The organism is Rhizobium sp. GN54 (assembly GCF_021026345.1).
GTDB lineage: Bacteria > Pseudomonadota > Alphaproteobacteria > Rhizobiales > Rhizobiaceae > Mycoplana.
Window position 1 is genome coordinate 221,379 of record NZ_JAJNCZ010000006.1, and the last position, 16,990, is coordinate 238,368.

16 protein-coding genes are annotated in these 16,990 nt (G+C 67.4%); 12 read left to right on the forward strand and 4 right to left on the reverse strand.

The window, feature by feature from the left end; all coding sequences use genetic code 11:
- Positions 1-27: 27 nt before the first annotated feature.
- Complete coding sequence (locus LQK81_RS17530) at positions 28-2,394, reverse strand: heavy metal translocating P-type ATPase (RefSeq protein ID WP_230807657.1); 2,367 nt, start codon at positions 2,392-2,394, stop codon at positions 28-30.
- Between the two features lie 67 nt (positions 2,395-2,461).
- Between LQK81_RS17530 and LQK81_RS17535 the strand changes: the two genes are divergently transcribed.
- The 11 genes from LQK81_RS17535 (at position 2,462) to LQK81_RS17585 (ending at position 13,547) form a co-directional block, all read left to right on the forward strand.
- Positions 2,462-2,896 (forward strand): MerR family transcriptional regulator, encoded by a 435-nt coding sequence (locus LQK81_RS17535; RefSeq protein WP_230807658.1) that lies wholly within the window; start codon positions 2,462-2,464, stop codon positions 2,894-2,896.
- A 51-nt stretch (positions 2,897-2,947) separates the two neighbouring features.
- A complete protein-coding gene (locus tag LQK81_RS17540; RefSeq protein WP_230807659.1) occupies positions 2,948-3,220 on the forward strand; it encodes a hypothetical protein in 273 nt (90 codons plus the stop codon).
- Positions 3,221-3,354: 134 nt separating this feature from the next.
- Positions 3,355-3,801, forward strand: coding sequence for a DUF1810 domain-containing protein (locus LQK81_RS17545; protein ID WP_230807660.1), 447 nt, complete (start codon positions 3,355-3,357; stop codon positions 3,799-3,801).
- A 213-nt stretch (positions 3,802-4,014) separates the two neighbouring features.
- Positions 4,015-4,788 (forward strand): amino acid ABC transporter substrate-binding protein, encoded by a 774-nt coding sequence (locus LQK81_RS17550; protein WP_230807661.1) that lies wholly within the window; start codon positions 4,015-4,017, stop codon positions 4,786-4,788.
- A 200-nt stretch (positions 4,789-4,988) separates the two neighbouring features.
- Positions 4,989-5,669, forward strand: a complete 681-nt coding sequence (locus LQK81_RS17555) for an amino acid ABC transporter permease (RefSeq protein ID WP_230807662.1) — start codon at positions 4,989-4,991, stop codon at positions 5,667-5,669.
- Positions 5,666-6,427, forward strand: coding sequence for an amino acid ABC transporter ATP-binding protein (locus LQK81_RS17560; RefSeq protein ID WP_230807663.1), 762 nt, complete (start codon positions 5,666-5,668; stop codon positions 6,425-6,427). The genes LQK81_RS17555 and LQK81_RS17560 overlap by 4 nt, the downstream gene beginning before the upstream one ends.
- A 72-nt stretch (positions 6,428-6,499) precedes the next feature.
- A complete protein-coding gene (locus tag LQK81_RS17565) occupies positions 6,500-7,612 on the forward strand; it encodes an RHE_PE00001 family protein (protein ID WP_230807664.1) in 1,113 nt (370 codons plus the stop codon).
- A gap of 115 nt (positions 7,613-7,727) precedes the next feature.
- Positions 7,728-8,432 carry an SDR family oxidoreductase gene (locus tag LQK81_RS17570; RefSeq protein ID WP_230807665.1) on the forward strand — a complete coding sequence of 235 codons (705 nt, stop codon included), beginning with the start codon at positions 7,728-7,730 and terminating at the stop codon, positions 8,430-8,432.
- 13 nt (positions 8,433-8,445) lie between these two features.
- Positions 8,446-9,045 (forward strand): DUF922 domain-containing Zn-dependent protease, encoded by a 600-nt coding sequence (locus tag LQK81_RS17575; RefSeq protein WP_230807666.1) that lies wholly within the window; start codon positions 8,446-8,448, stop codon positions 9,043-9,045.
- A gap of 118 nt (positions 9,046-9,163) precedes the next feature.
- Positions 9,164-10,354: a hypothetical protein gene (locus tag LQK81_RS17580; protein ID WP_230807667.1), complete on the forward strand. Its 1,191-nt coding sequence runs from the start codon at positions 9,164-9,166 to the stop codon at positions 10,352-10,354.
- A 235-nt stretch (positions 10,355-10,589) separates the two neighbouring features.
- The gene (locus LQK81_RS17585; RefSeq protein WP_230807668.1) at positions 10,590-13,547 is read left to right on the forward strand and encodes a DNA translocase FtsK; all 2,958 of its coding nucleotides are present in this window, start codon (positions 10,590-10,592) and stop codon (positions 13,545-13,547) included.
- A gap of 43 nt (positions 13,548-13,590) precedes the next feature.
- On the opposite strand, the gene LQK81_RS17590 is transcribed toward LQK81_RS17585, so the two are convergent.
- Together LQK81_RS17590 and LQK81_RS17595 are read right to left on the reverse strand one after the other, a co-directional pair.
- Positions 13,591-13,803, reverse strand: a complete 213-nt coding sequence (locus LQK81_RS17590; RefSeq protein WP_230807669.1) for a tautomerase family protein — start codon at positions 13,801-13,803, stop codon at positions 13,591-13,593.
- Between the two features lie 37 nt (positions 13,804-13,840).
- Positions 13,841-14,581, reverse strand: a complete 741-nt coding sequence (locus tag LQK81_RS17595; protein ID WP_230807670.1) for an SDR family oxidoreductase — start codon at positions 14,579-14,581, stop codon at positions 13,841-13,843.
- 101 nt (positions 14,582-14,682) lie between these two features.
- Between LQK81_RS17595 and LQK81_RS17600 the strand changes: the two genes are divergently transcribed.
- Complete coding sequence (locus LQK81_RS17600) at positions 14,683-15,576, forward strand: LysR family transcriptional regulator (RefSeq protein WP_230807671.1); 894 nt, start codon at positions 14,683-14,685, stop codon at positions 15,574-15,576.
- 31 nt (positions 15,577-15,607) lie between these two features.
- Here the strand turns inward: LQK81_RS17600 and LQK81_RS17605 are convergent, their stop codons facing one another.
- The gene (locus LQK81_RS17605; protein ID WP_230807672.1) at positions 15,608-16,849 is read right to left on the reverse strand and encodes an AGE family epimerase/isomerase; all 1,242 of its coding nucleotides are present in this window, start codon (positions 16,847-16,849) and stop codon (positions 15,608-15,610) included.
- Between the last annotated feature and the right edge of the window lie 141 nt (positions 16,850-16,990).

A 16,990-nucleotide genomic window follows, 5' to 3' on the forward strand; every position in this document is an offset into this window, starting at 1 on the left:
CTTTGGATCGATCCCCGGCGGCCTCAGTCACGTCGAGGCACCTCGCCCGGCGGCGGCGCCTGCCGGCGGCAGGAGCAGGCGCATCGCGTTCAGCGTCACCAGCACGGTGGCGCCGGTGTCGGCGAAGACGGCGATCCACAGGCCCGTGACGCCGAGGACGGTGGTCACCAGGAAGATGGCCTTCAGCCCCAGCGCGATGGCGACGTTCTGGCGGATGTTGGCCATGGTCGCCCGTCCGAGCGCGATCGCACGGGCGACGTCGACCAGGCGGTTGCCCATCAGCGCCACGCCGGCCGTCTCCCGGGCAAGCCCGGTGCCCGATCCCATCGCCATGCCCACGCTGGCCGCGGCGAGCGCTGCCGCGTCGTTGATGCCGTCGCCGACCATCACCGTGCCGCGCTTTTTAGACAGCGTCCGGATCGCCTCGACCTTGTCGGCCGGCAGCAGGCCGCCGCGGGCGTCGTCGATCGACAGGGACCGGCCGATGGCGGCGGCGGTCGCGGGATTGTCGCCGGAAAGCATCAGCGTCTGGACCCCGAGCGCCTTCAGGGCCGCGATACCTGCGCGGGCATCCTCGCGCGGTTCGTCGCGCAGCGCGATCGCGCCGATGCCGACCCTGTCGGCGACGACGACGGCGACGGTGTTGCCGGCCTGTTCGAAGGCCTCGATCTTCCCGGCGAGTGCCGTGTCGATCGTGCCTTCCTCGACGGCAAAGCGCGGGGCGCCGATGAAGATCGACCGTCCGGCGACCGAGCCGCTGACGCCGCGCCCGGCGAGCGCCCTGATCCCCGATGCCGGAGCCGGTGCGAGCTTGCGGGCCTGCGCCTCGGCGACGACGGCTTCCGCCAAAGGATGGCTCGAGCCGGCCTCGATCGCCGCCGCCAGCTCCAGCAGCTCATCCGCCGTGCCTTCCGCGGCATGCACGTCGGTCACCGCCGGCCGGCCGCGGGTCAGCGTGCCGGTCTTGTCGAAGGCGACGACTTCGGCCTTGGCAAGCGTCTCCAGGATGACGCCGCCCTTGGCGAGGATGCCGGCGCGCGCCGCCGATGCGAGCGCGGAGGCAACGGCGGCGGGAACGGAAATGACCAGCGCGCAGGGGCAGCCGATCAGGAGCAGCGCCAGCCCGCGATAGATCCAGGTGTGCCACTCGCCACCGAGAACGAGCGGCGGGACGATGGCGACCAGCAGGGCGAGAGCCGCGATCAGCGGGGTATAGATCTGGGAGAAGCTGTCGATGAAGCGCTGCGCGGGTGCCTTCGCATCCTGCGCCTCCTCGACGAGCGCGACCATGCGGGCGATGGTGTTGTCGGCTGCCGCCTTCTCCGCGCGGATCTTCAGGACCGCGTCGATCGCCACCGAACCGGCGAAGACCTTCTCGCCGGGGCCGCGCGATACCGGGATGCTCTCGCCGGTGATCGCCGCCTCGTCCAGATGCGCGCGGCCTTCGATGACTGTGCCGTCGGCCGCCACATGATCGCCCGGACGGGCCAACACGACGTGGCCGGGTTTGATGCTCGCGGCCGCGACCTCGCGCACGACCCCGTCCTCCTCGATGAAGGCCCGGTCGGGCACGAGCGACGCGAGTGCCTCGATGCCGGCCCGTGCCCGTCCGGCGGCGTAGCCCTCGAGTACCTCGCCGGTCGCAAACAGGAAGACGACCACCGTCGCCTCGGCCGGCTCGCCGATGATGACCGCGCCGATGACGGCGACCGTCATCAGCATCTCTATGGTGAAGGGGGCGCCCGCCAATGCTGCGGCGATGGCGCGGCGCGCGATGGGCAGCGCCAGCAGCACCGCCGCGGCAATGAAAAAATAGTGGCCGGCGATGGGCCAGAAATGACCGATGACGAAGGCTGCTGCCGTCACGATCCCGCCGACGATGGCATGCAGGCCCTTGGGCATCCGCCACCAGGCGATGGCGACAGGCCGCGGGGCGGGCGCATCCGTCGCCAGCAGCTCGGCGCCGTAGCCGAGGCTTCTGACCCGCTCGCCGACCCTGTCGAGCGGCGTCTTCGCCTCGTCGACGGCGATGAACATCATCTCGCGTGGAACGGAGACGCGGACGTCGCTGACGCCGGGCATGCCGCCGATGGCGGTGCTGATGGTGCTGGCGCAGCTTGCGCAATCCATGCCCGAAATGCGGAAGCGCCGGTAGCCGTCTCCGACGACGGCTTCGTCCGCCATAGCCGCGGGCTCCCCGGCCGTGCAGCAATTGTCGCCGTGGTGGTGACCTTCGGCGCGTGCATGGCCATCGTCTTCGCCATGGGCGTGGCCGTGCTCGTGTGCATGCCCGGTGCAGCATGCGTGTTCATGGCCGGAGCCGGCCGCCGGGCTGGCGGAGCGGTGATCCTGTACGGCGCTGTCGTCGGACCGGTGCGGAAGGCGCTTGTCCATTGCAAATCTCCCTGATTTGCACCACCTATAATTCCTGTAGTCACTATAGGTTCAAGCGGAAATATCCATGGAACGCGTCTTTTCGATCGGCAAGCTCGCCACAGCCAGCGGCTCGAAGGTCGAGACCATCCGCTATTATGAATCGATCGGGCTGCTGCCGGAGCCGGAGCGCAACGCCGGCAACCAGCGTCGCTACACGGCGCGCCACTACGACCGGCTTACCTTCATCCTGCATGCGCGCGATCTCGGCCTTTCCACCGAGGCCGTGCGACAGCTGATCGATCTGTCGCAGCATCCCGACATGCCCTGCCGGGACGCGGACGAGATCGCGCGGCGCCAGCTGGACGATGTGCGCCAGAGGATCGCCCGGCTGAAGCTTCTGGAGGCGGAACTGGAACGCACGCTTTCGAGCTGCAGCCACGGGACGATCGCCGAATGCAAGGTGATCGAGGCGCTGGCGCAATGCGGCGCCTGCGAGCGCCACCACCGGCCGCCGCGCTGAGAGGGCGAGGCCGGCCTTGGTGATGCCGCGGATGGGGGCTATGCAGTCAGAATGACAAAGCGATCCGGAACCCTGTCGATGCGGCTGGCACTTGCGGGTGCGATTGCAGGCTGCGCCACCCCGCCGGCCATGGCCCAGTCGGGCGAGGGCGAGCCGCCCACGGCGGCTCCCGCGCGCGATCCCGACATCGCCGTGCAGGAGGAATTCGACGCAGCCCGCCGCGCAGATACGGTGAAGGCCTGGGAGCTTTTCATCGCCCGCCACCCCGACCATCCGCTGGCCAGGGAGGCGCAGCAGCAATTGCGCCGCCTGACCGGGCAATAGTGACCGGGAGCCGTCCCCGGCAAGGACCGTTTCCGGGAAGGCGGGGCGTACGGAGCCTTCCCGGTGTCGGGCGGAGCCTATGAACGGTCGACGGAAGGCAATCGGACCGCAGTTGTCCGAGCGGAGGGACGACGATGGGACACCCTGCGAAACCGGCGGCAAGCCATGACCTGTCCCGTTTCCACGAGGCGCAGGAGGCGGTCTATCCGCAGGCACTGGCGGAGCTGAAGCGAGGCCGGAAGGAGACCCACTGGATGTGGTTCGTCTTTCCGCAGGTCGAGGGGCTCGGCATGTCTCCGATGACGCAGCGCTATGCGATCCATTCTGCCGGCGAGGCACGCGCCTATCTCGCCGATCCGGTGCTCGGACCGCGGTTGACGGCGTGCGTGGAGGCGCTTCTTTCGGTGCCCGGGCGCTCGGCGCGCGAGATCATGGGTGCGCCGGACGACGTGAAGCTGCGGTCGTCGCTGACGCTCTTTGCCGCCGTTGCCGACGATCCCGCGCTGTTCCGGAAGGCGCTCGCACGATTCTATGGCGGGCAGGAGGACAGCCGTACGCTGGAACAGCTTGAAAGGTGGTGACGGCGGCGCCTCGCTCGAAGCCCGGACCGGTCCTGATTTTTGTCTCCGCCGCCCTATCTGTCGCAGGGACCGGCAGACAAGTGCGCAAATTTTAACCGGAACGGAAAAATTTTTTGCAATTGCCGCCTGCGGCCACCGTTTTCTGCGCTCCGCGGAGCGTCGAATTCTGCGATCTAGTTCCCATCAGTTTCATGACCAGATACGGAGACCGACATGTCCTGGTTGAAGACCATCGCCACCGCCACCCTCGTGCAGGCCGCACTCCTGCTTCCGGCCACGGCCGGGGAGAACCTTGCCGCCGTCCAGTCCGCGGGCGTCCTCAAGATCGGCACCGAGGGCACCTATGCGCCGTTCACCTATCACGACACGAGCGGCAAGCTCGTCGGCTTCGACGTCGAGATCGGCGAGGCGGTCGCAGCCAAGCTCGGCGTGAAGGCGGAATTCCTGGAAGGCAAGTGGGACGGCCTGATCGCAGGCCTCGACGCCAACCGCTACGACGCGGTGATCAACCAGGTCGGCATCACCGATGCGCGCAAGCAGAAATACGACTTCTCCGAGCCCTATATCGCCTCCAAGGCCGTGCTGATCGTGCGGGGCGACGATGACGGCATCAAGGGCTTCGAGGACCTGAAGGGCAAGAAGGCGGCACAGTCGCTGACCTCCAACTTCGGCAAGCTGGCCGAGGCGAACGGCGCCGAGCTCGTCGGCACCGACGGCTTCGACCAGTCGATCCAGCTGGTCCTGACCGGCCGCGCCGACGCCACGATCAACGACAGCCTGTCCTTCCTCGACTTCAAGAAGCAGAAGCCGGACGCGAACGTGAAGATCGCAGCCGAGCAGGCAAACGCCGAATACTCCGGCATCATCGTGCGCAAGGGCGAGCCGGAACTGGTCGAGGCGTTGAACAAGGCGCTGGCGGACATCAAGGCCGATGGCACCTACCAGAAGATCTCCGACAAGTATTTCGGCCAGGACGTCTCGAAGTAAGCGCCTCCCGGATCCCCCTCCCGCCATGGGAGGGGGATCACGCCGGGATTGCCCCGCCGCCTCCGATAGAGACTGCAGGCGGCGTTCCGCCGATCTGACATCGGCAGGACCGCCGCATATCGGTTCCCCTCTTGTGGGAAGGGGGCAGGGAGCGGTATTGCGGAAGGGATCCGGCTATATCGCGAAGAGTAGGAACGCCCTTGCCGCACTGGCTCCAACTGATGCTCGATTCGCTCGGCCCGCTGCTCTGGGCCGGTTTGAAGTTCACCGTGCCGCTGACGCTGTTGTCCTTCGCCTTCGGGCTGGCGCTGGGGCTGCTGGTGGCGATCACCCGGCTGTTTGCGCCGGGGCCGCTGGTTGCCGTCGCCCGGTTCTACGTCTGGATCTTCCGCGGCACGCCGCTGCTCGTCCAGCTCTTCGTCATCTTCTACGGCCTGCCGAGCATGGGCATCCTGCTCGATGCCTTTCCGGCGGCGCTGATCGGTTTCACGCTGAATATCGGCGCCTATACGTCCGAGATCATCCGCGCGGTGATCGCATCGGTTCCGCGCGGCCAGTGGGAGGCGTCCTATTCGATCGGCATGAGCTGGGGCCAGGCGATGCGGCGCACCATCCTGCCGCAGGCCGGGCGCACCGCGGTCCCGCCGCTGTCCAACACCTTCATCTCGCTCGTCAAGGACACCTCGCTCGCAGCCGCGATCACGGTGCCGGAGCTGTTCCAGACCGCACAGCGGATCGTCGCCACCACCTACGAACCGCTGATCCTCTATATCCTCGCCGCCCTGATCTACCTCGCCATGAGTTCGGTGCTTTCGGCCCTGCAGGTGCGGCTGGAGAAGCGTTTTGCCCGCTATGGCGGCTTCCTGGAGGCGCGCGCATGATCGAGCTCAGCCACATCGAGAAGCGCTTCGGCGACAATGTCGTTCTGAAGGACGTCAGCGTCGACATGGCGGAAGGATCGGTCACGGCCCTCGTCGGCCCGTCCGGCGGCGGCAAGAGCACGCTGCTTCGCTGCGTCAACCTGCTCGAAATCCCGACGAACGGCTCGGTGCGCATCGGCGAGGAGGCGTTGTCCTTTTCGCCGGGCGGCAGGGTCGGCTGGTCGGATATCCAGCGGCTGCGGCGGCAGACGGGCATGGTGTTCCAGAACTTCCAGCTCTTTCCCCATCGCACCGCGATCGAAAACGTCATGGAAGGACTGGTGACGGTGCTGAAATGGCCGGAGGCGCGCGCCCGCGCCCGCGCGCTCGAACTTCTGGAGAAGGTCGGCATGGCCCACAAGGCAGACGCCTGGCCGGCGACGCTGTCGGGCGGCCAGCAGCAGCGCGTCGCCATCGCCCGCGCGCTTGCGCCCTCGCCACGCGTGCTCCTGTGCGACGAGCCGACGTCGGCGCTCGATCCGGAACTCGCCGAAGAGGTGGTGGACGTGCTCGGCCGGCTGGCGCGCGAGGGCACGACGATGATGATGGCGACGCACGACCTGCGGCTTGCCTCGCGCGTCGCCGACAAGGTGGTCTTCCTCGACGGCGGCACGATCGTGGAAAGCGGGCCGCCGGCGAGGATCTTCTCCCATCCCGAGCGCGATCGCACCAAGCGTTTCATCGCCTCGCTGAACGTGGCTGTCGACTACGAGATCTGAACCGGCCGCTCGCGCGGAGCGAAAGCGATAAGCAGGTTTGCTTTCGCTGATCGAGTCGGACATCGTTCCGTCATGCGCTATGAAACCGGCAAGCTCGATCTTTCCGCACTGCTCGTTCCCTGCTGCCGGGCGGGGGAGGCCTTGGCGCGGCTGGACGAGCGCGTGCTGCGCTCGACGATCCGCACCGGCTTCCTGGAGCGCCAGGATTTTCACGATGCGGCCGCCTCCCTCTGGGTCGACGGGGAACTGGTGCATGTCGAGGACCTTGTCTTGCACGACGCGCGCATGGACGTGCGCACGCCGACGCACGAACTGACCATCGCCCATTCCGTCCTGCGCGCGCGGCGGCAGATCTTCGACCAGCCGCCGCCATGGGCGCTCAGTGCGCCGGGGCTCGCACGGCTCCGCGGGCGCGGGCAGGAGACGGCAGCGGCACAGCTGCCGGCTGCACCCGGTCATGCCGCGCCCCTCGGTGCAGGCGACCAGCCGGACGAGGCGGCCGATGCCGGCGAGGGGATGGATTTTTCCGAGATCGATGCCCTGATCGCCCGCAGCAGCGCGATCCTCGAGGGTGTTGGACCGGCACCCGAGCGAAAGGCCGCACCCGAGCGCGACCCGCTTGTCTACGATGCCGACTGGGATGAGGAGGAACGGCTATCGGAGTGGCGTCTCGTCCTGCAGGACACGGCGGGCCTGCCCGCGATCCTGCGGGCTGCGCTGCTTCTGGACGCCTGGAACTCGCTCCAGGTGCTTCAGCACATTCCCTGGCTCGGTCGCCAGCTTGTCGCGGCGTTCCTTCGGCAGGAGGGGCCTGCGGCGTCGCATCTCGTGGCCGTCAATGCCGGTCTCCGGGCGGTCCCGCGGGAGCGGCGCCATGCGCGCGACCGGCACTCGCGGCTCATGGCCATTCTCGAGGCGTTCGAACTCGGTGCCATGCAGGGGCTGAAGACGCACGACCGCCTGGTGCTCGCCAGATTGCAGCTCGAGCGGCGGCTGGTGAAGAAGCGTGCCAATTCGAGGCTTCCCCAGCTGGTAGACCTCGTCATCGCCCGCCCGGTCGTCTCCGCGGGCATCATCGCCCGGGAGCTGGGCGTCACGATCCAGGGCGCGCTCGGCCTCGCCTCCGAGCTGCAATTGCGCGAGATCACCGGGCGCGAGCGGTTCAGGGCCTGGAGCATTCTCTAGGCCCGATGCCGGCATCTGGCGATTTCCACATCCTGCAGGCCCGGCGGGCTCGACCTCACGCCAAGGGCCGCCTAGGATCATGCCGAGAACAAACATCGCAGGAAGGGATTTCCCCATGGCAAACGAGAAGGTGGCTCTCATCACGGCGGGTGGCAGCGGTATGGGAGCTGCGGCCGCAAGGCGCCTGGCGGCGGATGGCTATCGCGTCGCGATCCTCTCGTCCTCGGGCAAGGGCGAGGCGCTGGCCAGCGAACTGGGCGGCCTCGGCGTGACCGGCTCCAACCAGTCCAACGACGACCTCAAGCGGCTCGTCGACGTTGCCATGGAGCGCTGGGGCCGCATCGACGCGCTGGTCAACAGCGCCGGTCACGGACCGCGGGCGGCGATCCTCGACATCACCGACGGGGACTGGCACAAGGGGCTCGACGTCTACCTGATGAACGTGATCCGCTCCGTCCGCCTCGTCGCCCCGATCATGCAGGCGCAGAAATCCGGTGCCATCGTCAACATTTCCACCGCCTGGGCCTTCGAGCCGGCGGCGATGTTTCCCACCTCCGCCGTGTTCCGCGCGGGCCTCGCCGCCTACACCAAGATCTTCGCCGACACCTATGCGGCCGACAACATCCGCATGAACAACGTGCTGCCGGGCTGGATCGACAGCCTTCCCGGCACCGAGGAACGGCGCGCCAGCGTGCCGATGCAGCGCTATGGCAGCAGCGACGAGATCGCCGCCACGGTCGCCTTCCTGGTGTCGGAGGGTGCCGGCTACATCACCGGGCAGAACATCCGCGTCGACGGCGGCCTGACGCGGTCGGTGTGAGTTGCGGCGCTCGATGAAGACCAGCCTGAAAGCGCTGCTGGGCCTTGTGGCAATGTTGCTGTCGGGTCCGGCTGCGGCAGAGACGGCATGGCAGCCGGTGGAGCAGGTCAAGACCTATGCCGTCAGCGGTTCGTCCGGAATCGAGCTCTACCGCTCGATCGGCGAGAACGGCCCCAAGGTCGGCGTCGGTCGGGCCATCGCCTTCACCGACTTCAAGCTGACCTGGACCCGCCGCTACGAGCCGCGCGACGGCGGCTGCGTCATCACCACCAACCGGCCGAAGCTCATCATCACCACCATGCTGCCCAGGCCCGCCGGCAAGCTGCCGGCGGCGCTCGGCGCGCGCTGGGAGACTTTCATCGCCGGCGTGCGTGCGCACGAGCGGGTGCATGGCGAGATCATCGTCGAGATGGTGCGGCAGATCGAGGACTATTCGGTCGGCCTGACCGTCGCCGACGATCCGGATTGCCGGAAGATCCGCAAGGTGCTGACCACCCGGCTCGGCGAGCTGTCGCAGGAACAGCGCCGGCGCAGCCGCGATTTCGACCGGACGGAACTCAGCGAGGGCGGCAACGTGCACCAGTTGATCCTGGATTTCGTCGGCGGGGGCTGACGAGCGCGGCGCCGATCGACCAAAAGAATTTCCTCTGCAAAATCCGGGCGATGCGTTAGCATCGCGCCTGCCGCGGGTGCGCGCATCCGGCGGAAGGCGTGCCGGGGGGAGCCGTGCGATGGCCGATCAGCAAACGCAGAACGTCGAGATTGCCGACTATCTGGCCTATCGGGGCGGGCCGTTCTTCGAGCTGCAGAAGCGGTTGGGGCTCCTGCGCCGCGACGCGCTGAACGCCCGGCGACGCGCGCTCATCTATGTCGCAATCGCGTGGCTGGTGCCGCTCCTGCTGGCATTGCCGGACAGCCTCCGGCTGCGGCCGTTCGGCATGACCTATGTCACGGATGTCGGCCTGTGGGGGCGTTTCGTGCTGGCGATCGGCGCCGTCGTCCTCGCCGAGGAGCAGGTGGAGGAGCGGTTGAGGGTGAAGCTGCAACACTTCAAGGCCGCGCCCCTGATCACGCCGGAATCGATGCCTGCGGCTGCCCGCGCGGTGAACCGGGCTCTGCGATTGCGGAATTCGCGCATTGCCGAGGCCGTCTGCCTCGTCATCGCCTACGCCCTCTCCGCCTGGGCGCTTCGATACGAGCTGAAAGGCGACAGCTATTTCTGGGCGGCCTCCAGCAGCGAGGCGGGCCGGCACATCACGCTTGCCGGGTGGTGGGCGCTGCTCGTGAGCCTTCCGCTGTTCTGGTTCCTGGTCCTGCGCGGCTTCTGGCGGCACTTCGTCTGGGCGCAATTGCTGCGCGTCATCGCAAGGCTGGAGCTCAGGCTGGTGGCAAGCCATCCGGACGGCAAGGGCGGCCTTGCCTTCCTGGCCGACTATCCAAACGCCTACATGACCTTCATGTTCGGCCTGAGCTGCGCGATCGCCGCGAGCTTCGGCCAGCACATCAGCGCCGAGACCCTGTCGGTCAAGATGCTGACGACCGTCATGGGAGCCTGGCTCGTCCTCGTGCTCGGCTTCTTCGCCTATCCGCTCTCGGCCTTTGCCCGGCCGCTGCGGCGGCTCAGGGAGGACACGATGCTGGCAGCGGCGGCACTGGCGACGCAGCGCCAGCGTCAGGACGAGCGCAAGATCCTGTCGCGCAACATCGCCGCCAATGGCACGGCCGAACCGCCTGCCGATGCGGACATCCCCGATCCGGCGAAGCTCTTCGAGGCAGCAAGGAAACTGAAGGGCGGCCTCCTCTCGCGCACCGCCGTGCTCCCGCTCTCGGCGATGGCGCTCCTGCCGTTCGCCGTCGTCGGGCTCACCCAGATCTCGTTCGAGGACGTCCTGTCGCTGGTCAAGAAGCTGCTTCTGCTGTGAACCCGCGGCCCAGGGCCGGTTGTCGACCGGGTGTTGCGTGCCTGGCGGCGCGAACATAAATTCTTGGAACAAGTATCCAATTGAAAAGACTATATTTAGTCTGTTGATATCGGCCTTTTCCGGCTTCCGGCGTTCATCTGTGAGGGGCCGCCGGAAAGGGGCTGTTAACCTTTATTTTCTATTCCCGACGCAGGGGTTTTCACGGCTTCCGCCAGTTCCAGCGTTGCAGGTTTCCATGCGTCTTTCCCGAACGATCTCGCCGAACGTCACCGATCAGTCCGCAAGCAGCGAGGAGAGTGGCGATGGGCCGCGGCCGACGCCGCATGTGACGCTTCCCGGCATGACGGTGGCCGGTGAAGTCAAGGCGGATGCCGACCTGCCCGCCTGGCAGAGCGCCTTCATCCTCGGCCCGAACGTCCGCTTCACCCGGACACCGGAAAGCGCCTATGCGCGCAAGCACGCCGAGGCTCCCGAACAGAAGCCGGAAGCGGTCGTCGTTGCCGCGGTGGAGCAATTGCAGCCGACGACCGTCGAGGCCGGGAAGACTCCGCCTCCCGCGGACGATCCGTTGCGCGCCGATCTTGACGGTGACGCCATGCGCAAGATCGAGGGCGCGGGGCGGGCCCGGTCCACCGCAGCGGCTCCTCACAATGCTCCGGCCGAGGCCGGCAAGCCTGTGCTGCCGTCCACAAATGTCGTCGGCCCGCAGGACAACCACGGCGCACTCGCGCTCTATTTGCGGCTGAAGCGGGAAATGGCCGAGGCGAGCCGCCAGCCGGAGCGGCCCGCTGTGACAATTGCGACGACCGTTCCTGCCGCGACAAATCCGAAGGCGGTTGCCGGTGCCATGGCCGCCAAAGCCGGATCGTCCGTTCCGGCCCGGCAAGGCGCTTTCGGCCTTCATATCTCCGACCATGCCCTGTTCGACACGATGTGCCTCGATGTCGATCTCGCAGGCTTCGCGCCGGCGCCCCGCCTCGCAATCCCGAGCTTCCAGACCGGCGCTGAGACGGCGGCCTCTCTCTACCGCGAGGTGAGCATTCGTGGCCGCAACATTGCGCCTGCCACGACGGCTACGCCCGCGCGCACCCTCTCCACTCCGCAATCGGCCGCGCCGGCTGGCCGGACGCTGGCCGGGCGGGCGGGGCTCCCCACCGCCCCGAGACCGGTCGCCGCCATTGGTCAAAGGGACGCATCGCGGACGCCGCACCTGGCGGCGCCGGTCCCGGCCAAACCCGTGGCGGACAAGCCCGCAGCCGACACGCAGGGTGCGTCCGGGGCGACAGGGGTCGCGGTTGCACCCGTGCCCACGCCGGCACCACAGCCCCCGCAGGGGAAGGATGTCGCCGCGCCCGGCTATACGCCGCTTTCGGCCCTGCCGTCGCTTGCCGCATTCCAGTTCGGCCCGGTCTGGCCCGCATCCTCGACCACGACGATCTCGCTCGGTCCGTTGTCTCCGGCGTCCGTCAGCGAGGCCGTCGAGATCGAGCCACTGAGCGCTGCCGATCCGGTCGAGACGGAACATCAAGCCACGGCCATCGTGCCGGTCGCGCCGGCGCCTGTCGCCACCCGCGCCCCGGTCGCCTCGCGTTCGCTTCCCCGCTCCGGCCTCTTTGCGGCTGCGGACGCTAATCCGGACTACGAGTTCCCCCCGGTCGACCTGTTGCAGCAGCCTGCCGGCGAGCAGGCGCACACGATGACGCAGGAGGCGCTGGAGCAGAGCGCCGGCCTGCTGGAGAGCATCCTCGAGGACTTCGGCGTCAAGGGCGAGATCATCGACGTGCGGCCGGGTCCGGTCGTCACCCTCTACGAATTCGAGCCGGCGCCGGGGGTCAAGTCCTCGCGCGTGATCGGCCTCGCCGACGATATCGCCCGCTCCATGTCGGCACTGTCGGCGCGCGTCGCCGTCGTCCCCGGCCGCAACGTCATCGGCATCGAACTGCCGAATGCCGTGCGTGAGACGGTCTATTTCCGCGAACTGATCGAGTGCGAGAGCTACTGGGAGACGAAGTTCAAGCTGGCGCTCTGCCTCGGCAAGACCATCGGCGGCGAGCCGGTCGTGGCCGAACTCGCCAAGATGCCGCACCTGCTCGTCGCCGGTACCACGGGCTCTGGCAAGTCGGTCGCGATCAACACGATGATCCTGTCGCTGCTCTACCGGCTGAAACCCGAGGAATGCCGCCTGATCATGGTCGATCCGAAGATGCTGGAACTGTCGATCTATGACGGCATTCCGCATCTTCTGACCCCTGTCGTCACCGATCCGAAGAAGGCGGTGATGGCGCTGAAGTGGGCGGTGCGCGAGATGGAGGACCGCTACCGAAAGATGTCGCGGCTCGGCGTGCGCAACATCGACGGCTTCAACGCCCGCGCCGCGGCCGCCCGCGCCAATGGCGAGACGGTGATGTGCGACGTGCCGAAGGGCTTCGACCGTTCCACCGGCGAGCCGACCTACGAGCAGGAGGAGATGGACCTCACGCCGATGCCCTACATCGTCGTCATCGTTGACGAGATGGCCGACCTGATGATGGTCGCCGGCAAGGAGATCGAAGGGGCGATCCAGCGGCTGGCACAGATGGCGCGCGCGGCCGGCATCCACCTGATCATGGCCACCCAGCGCCCTTCGGTCGACGTCATCACCGGCACGATCAAGGCCAACTTTCCGACCCGCATCTCCTTCCAGGTCACCTCCAAGATCGACAGCCGCACCATCCTCGGCGAGCAGGGGGCCGAACATCTCCTGGGACAGGGTGACATGCTGCACATGGTCGGCGGCGGCCGTATCGCCCGTGTCCATGGGCCGTTCGTCTCGGACGCCGAGGTCGAGCAGGTCGTCGCCCACCTGAAGGCGCAGGGGCGCCCGGAATATCTCGGCACCGTCACCGAGGATGCCGACGAGGAAGAGGCGGACGAGCCGGAAGACACCGCCGTCTTCGACAAGTCGGCGATGGGCGAGGAGGACGGCAACGACCTCTACGAGAAGGCGATCAAGGTGGTCATGCGCGACCGCAAATGCTCGACCTCCTACATCCAGCGCCGCCTGTCGATCGGCTACAACCGTGCCGCATCGCTGGTCGAGCGGATGGAGCGCGACGGCCTCGTCGGCCCGGCCAACCATGTCGGCAAGCGCGAGATCCTGAACGGAAGCCGCGAGAGCGCCGTCGCCGTCGAGACGGTCGACGACGAGGACTGATCGCGCTCCCTGCCAAAGGCGGAGGCGCGATCGAGCGACCGGCTCAGTCCCGGGCGCGATAGGCGTCCGGGATGACGAAGACCTCGTCGGCGCGGGCGTAGCCGCCATCCTTCACCTCCTCGATGAGGACCATCGTGTGCGGGCGTGCGGCCTCGGAAAAGTAGTCGACGAGCATATCCGTCGCGCGATGGACGATCTCGGCCTTCTGTGCGCGGGTGAGTGCGGCTTCCGGTACCTTGATGTTGACGAAGGGCATGGGAGCTTCCTTTCTCGGATCGCGTTGCGGGAGGGCGTCAGACGACGCCGCCATTGGCGCGGATCGTCTGGCCGTTGACCCAGGCGCCGGCCGGGCTCGCCAGGAAGGCGACGACGGAGGCGATGTCGTCCGGCTGGCCGAGACGGCCCATCGGGTTCATCTTCGTGATCGCCTGCACCTGGGCCTCGCTCTTGCCGGTCATGAAGAGATCGGTCTGAACCGGCCCCGGGGCCACGGCATTGACGGTGATGCCGCGGGACCCGAGTTCCTTGGCGGCGACATGCGTCATCGCCTCGACCGCAGCCTTGGTCGCCGAATAGACGCCGTAGGTCGGCTGGTACAGGCCGACGACGCTCGACGAGAAGCTGATGATGCGCCCGCCGTCGCGCAATCGCTTGCCCGCCTCCCGAATGCCGCGGAACACGCCGCCGAGATTGATCCGGACCTGTTGCCCGAAGCTGTCGTCGTCGACGTCGGCAAGCGGCGAAAGCGCCATCATGCCGGCATTGTTCACCAGGATATCGACCGCACCGAAGGTGTTCTCGGCGATGTCGAACAGGTCGGCGATCCCGGCAGGGTTGCCGATGTCGGCCCTTGCCGCGACCGCGCGACCGTTGGCGGCTTCGATGCCGGCCACCACCGCGTCCGCCGCCTGGCTGTTCGTGGCATAGTTGACGACGACGGCGATCCCGTCCTCCGCCAGCCGGCGGGCGATCGCCGCGCCGATGCCCTTTGAGGCACCGGTGACGATGGCTGTTCGTTGCGGATTGTCTGTCATGGCTTTCTCCTTCTTCGATGCCTGCGAAGTAGGGCGGTTGCCATGGGCGAACAATTGCCTAAGACTTGACATCACAATTCATAAAGGCCGAACAATTTCCCATGGACCGACTGGACCGCATGCAGCTTTTCGTCCGCATCGTCGAGCGCCGCAGCTTTGCCGCAGCGGCGGCGGACTTCGATCTCGCCCGGTCGACGGTGACCGAGGCCGTCAAGAATCTGGAACGAAGCCTCGGTGTCCGCCTGCTCGAGCGCACCACCCGGCATGTCGGTCCGACGCTGGACGGCCAGGCCTTCTATGAGCGCTGCGTGGCGATCCTGTCGGAGGTGGAGGAGGCCGAGAGCCTGTTTCACGAGGCCGAACCGCGCGGGCTCTTGCGGATCGATGCCCACCCGCTCCTGACGCAGACCTTCCTCCTGCCGCATCTGAACGCGTTTCTGGATCGCTATCCCCTGCTGGACCTGCAACTCGGCCAGGGCGACCGGCTGGTCGATCTCGTTCGCGAGGGCGTGGACTGCGTCATTCGCGCCGGCGAACTCCACGACAGCAACATGATCGTGCGACGCCTCGGCACGATCACCGAAATCACCTGTGCGAGCCCGGCCTATCTGGTGCGGCACGGGATGCCGCGGACGCCGGCCGATCTCGACGGCCACCGCGCCATCGGCTTCGTCTCGTCCCGCACGGGGCAGGTCATGCCGCTGGAGTTTCAGAACGGCGGCGAAATCCGCCAGGTCCGGCTGCCGTCCCGCGTCACGGTCAACAATTCCGACACCATGGCCGACCTGGCGCGCCTCGGCCACGGGTTGATCCAGGCGCCGCTCTATCGGCTGAAACAGGACATCGAGCGGGGCAGCCTCGTCGAAGTCCTGCGGGACCACCGGCCGTCGCCGACGCCGTTGTCGGCGCTCTATCCGCAGAACCGCCACGCAGCCCCGCGGCTGCGCGTGTTTCTCGATTGGGCGGTCGAACTCTTCCGCAAGGCGGACCTGTAGGGACGTCCGTGCCTCGACGCGGGGAGGGCGGCTACTTGCCGCCCGCCTCGATGATGCCCTTCGTCAGGCTGCCGGTCGCCGGATAGAGCGGGATCAGGCAGGCCTGCAGGGCATGGTAGATGTCGCCCTTGCCGGCAAAGAGCGTGTAGGCCGGGACGAGGTCCTCGTTCAGTTCCTCGTGCCAGCCGCCGCGATCCTGGTCGATGAAGTGGCGGGAAATGACGTCCCAGATGCGGCGATACCAGGTCTCGTGGAAGTCGCTCGGCAGATGTTCGCCGAGGAAGGCGGCGGCACCGGCGCCCTCCGCCATCGGCCACCAGAGCTTCTCGCGCCTGGCCGGCTGGTCGTTCCAGTCGAGCGTGTAGAAGAAACCGCCCTTGTCCTTGTCCCAGCCGAGTTCGACCGACTGCGAGAACAGCGCCTTGGCCGCCTCGGGCATCCAGTCGTGCTTCCTGCCGCCGAGCGCCCAGAGTTGCAGGACCAGCCGTGCCCATTCCAGCCAGTGGCCGGGGGTGGTGCCGGAGGGTCGGAACATCTCGTTGCCGGTATAGCCCTTGTCCACCGTCCAGTTCTCGTTGAAATGCTCCGGCACCCGGAAGCCGTTTTCTCCGGCCTTGCGGCGGATGATGAGGTCGGCGATGCTCTCGGCCTTCTTCAGGTAGGCGCTGTCGCCGGTCGCTTCGAAGGCGGCCATCAGAGCCTCGGTCAGGTGCATGTTGGAGTTCTGGCCGCGATAGCCGGGGACGGGCGACCAGTCGTCCGCAAACTCCTCGGCGATCGCGCCGTGCCTTTCTTCCCAGAAGCGGTCGTTGAGCACGTCGGTGACGTCGGCGATCATCCGGTCGGCGTCCGGGTGCCCGGCCACCTTCGCGCTCGAGGCGGCGAGCAGCACGAAGGCATGGCCGTAGCCCTGCTTGGTGGCGTCGAGCAGGCCGGAATTGTCGAGCGACCAGTGATAGCCGCCGCGCTCGGCGTCGCGATGTTTTTCCCAGAGATACTTCATGCCGTGGTCGACGATGTCGTCGGAGCCCGGGCGGCCGAGCAGGCTGCCGATGGCGAAGCAATGGACCATGCGTGCGGTGGAATGAATGCCGCGGATCGGATTGCCGGCATTGAGCGGCCGGCCCTCGACGTCGAGTTCGTAAAAGCCGCCGTTCGGATTGAACGTGCGGTTCTGGAAGAAATCGAAGAGGCGGTTCGCCTGGCTCCACAGCCACTCGCGGTGATAGGCGCGGTTGCGCCAGGCGAGATCGCGCTGTCCGTTCGTACCCATATTCGTACTCCTCGTGCTTTCTTCAGCCGCCGGCGGCAGGTGTGCTACCGGCTGCCGGAGCAGTCCTCGCTACCGCGGCATGAGCGTCGCGCGCACGGTTTTCGGTTGGCGAAATGTTCCGGTTGGCCTCGACAGAATGGG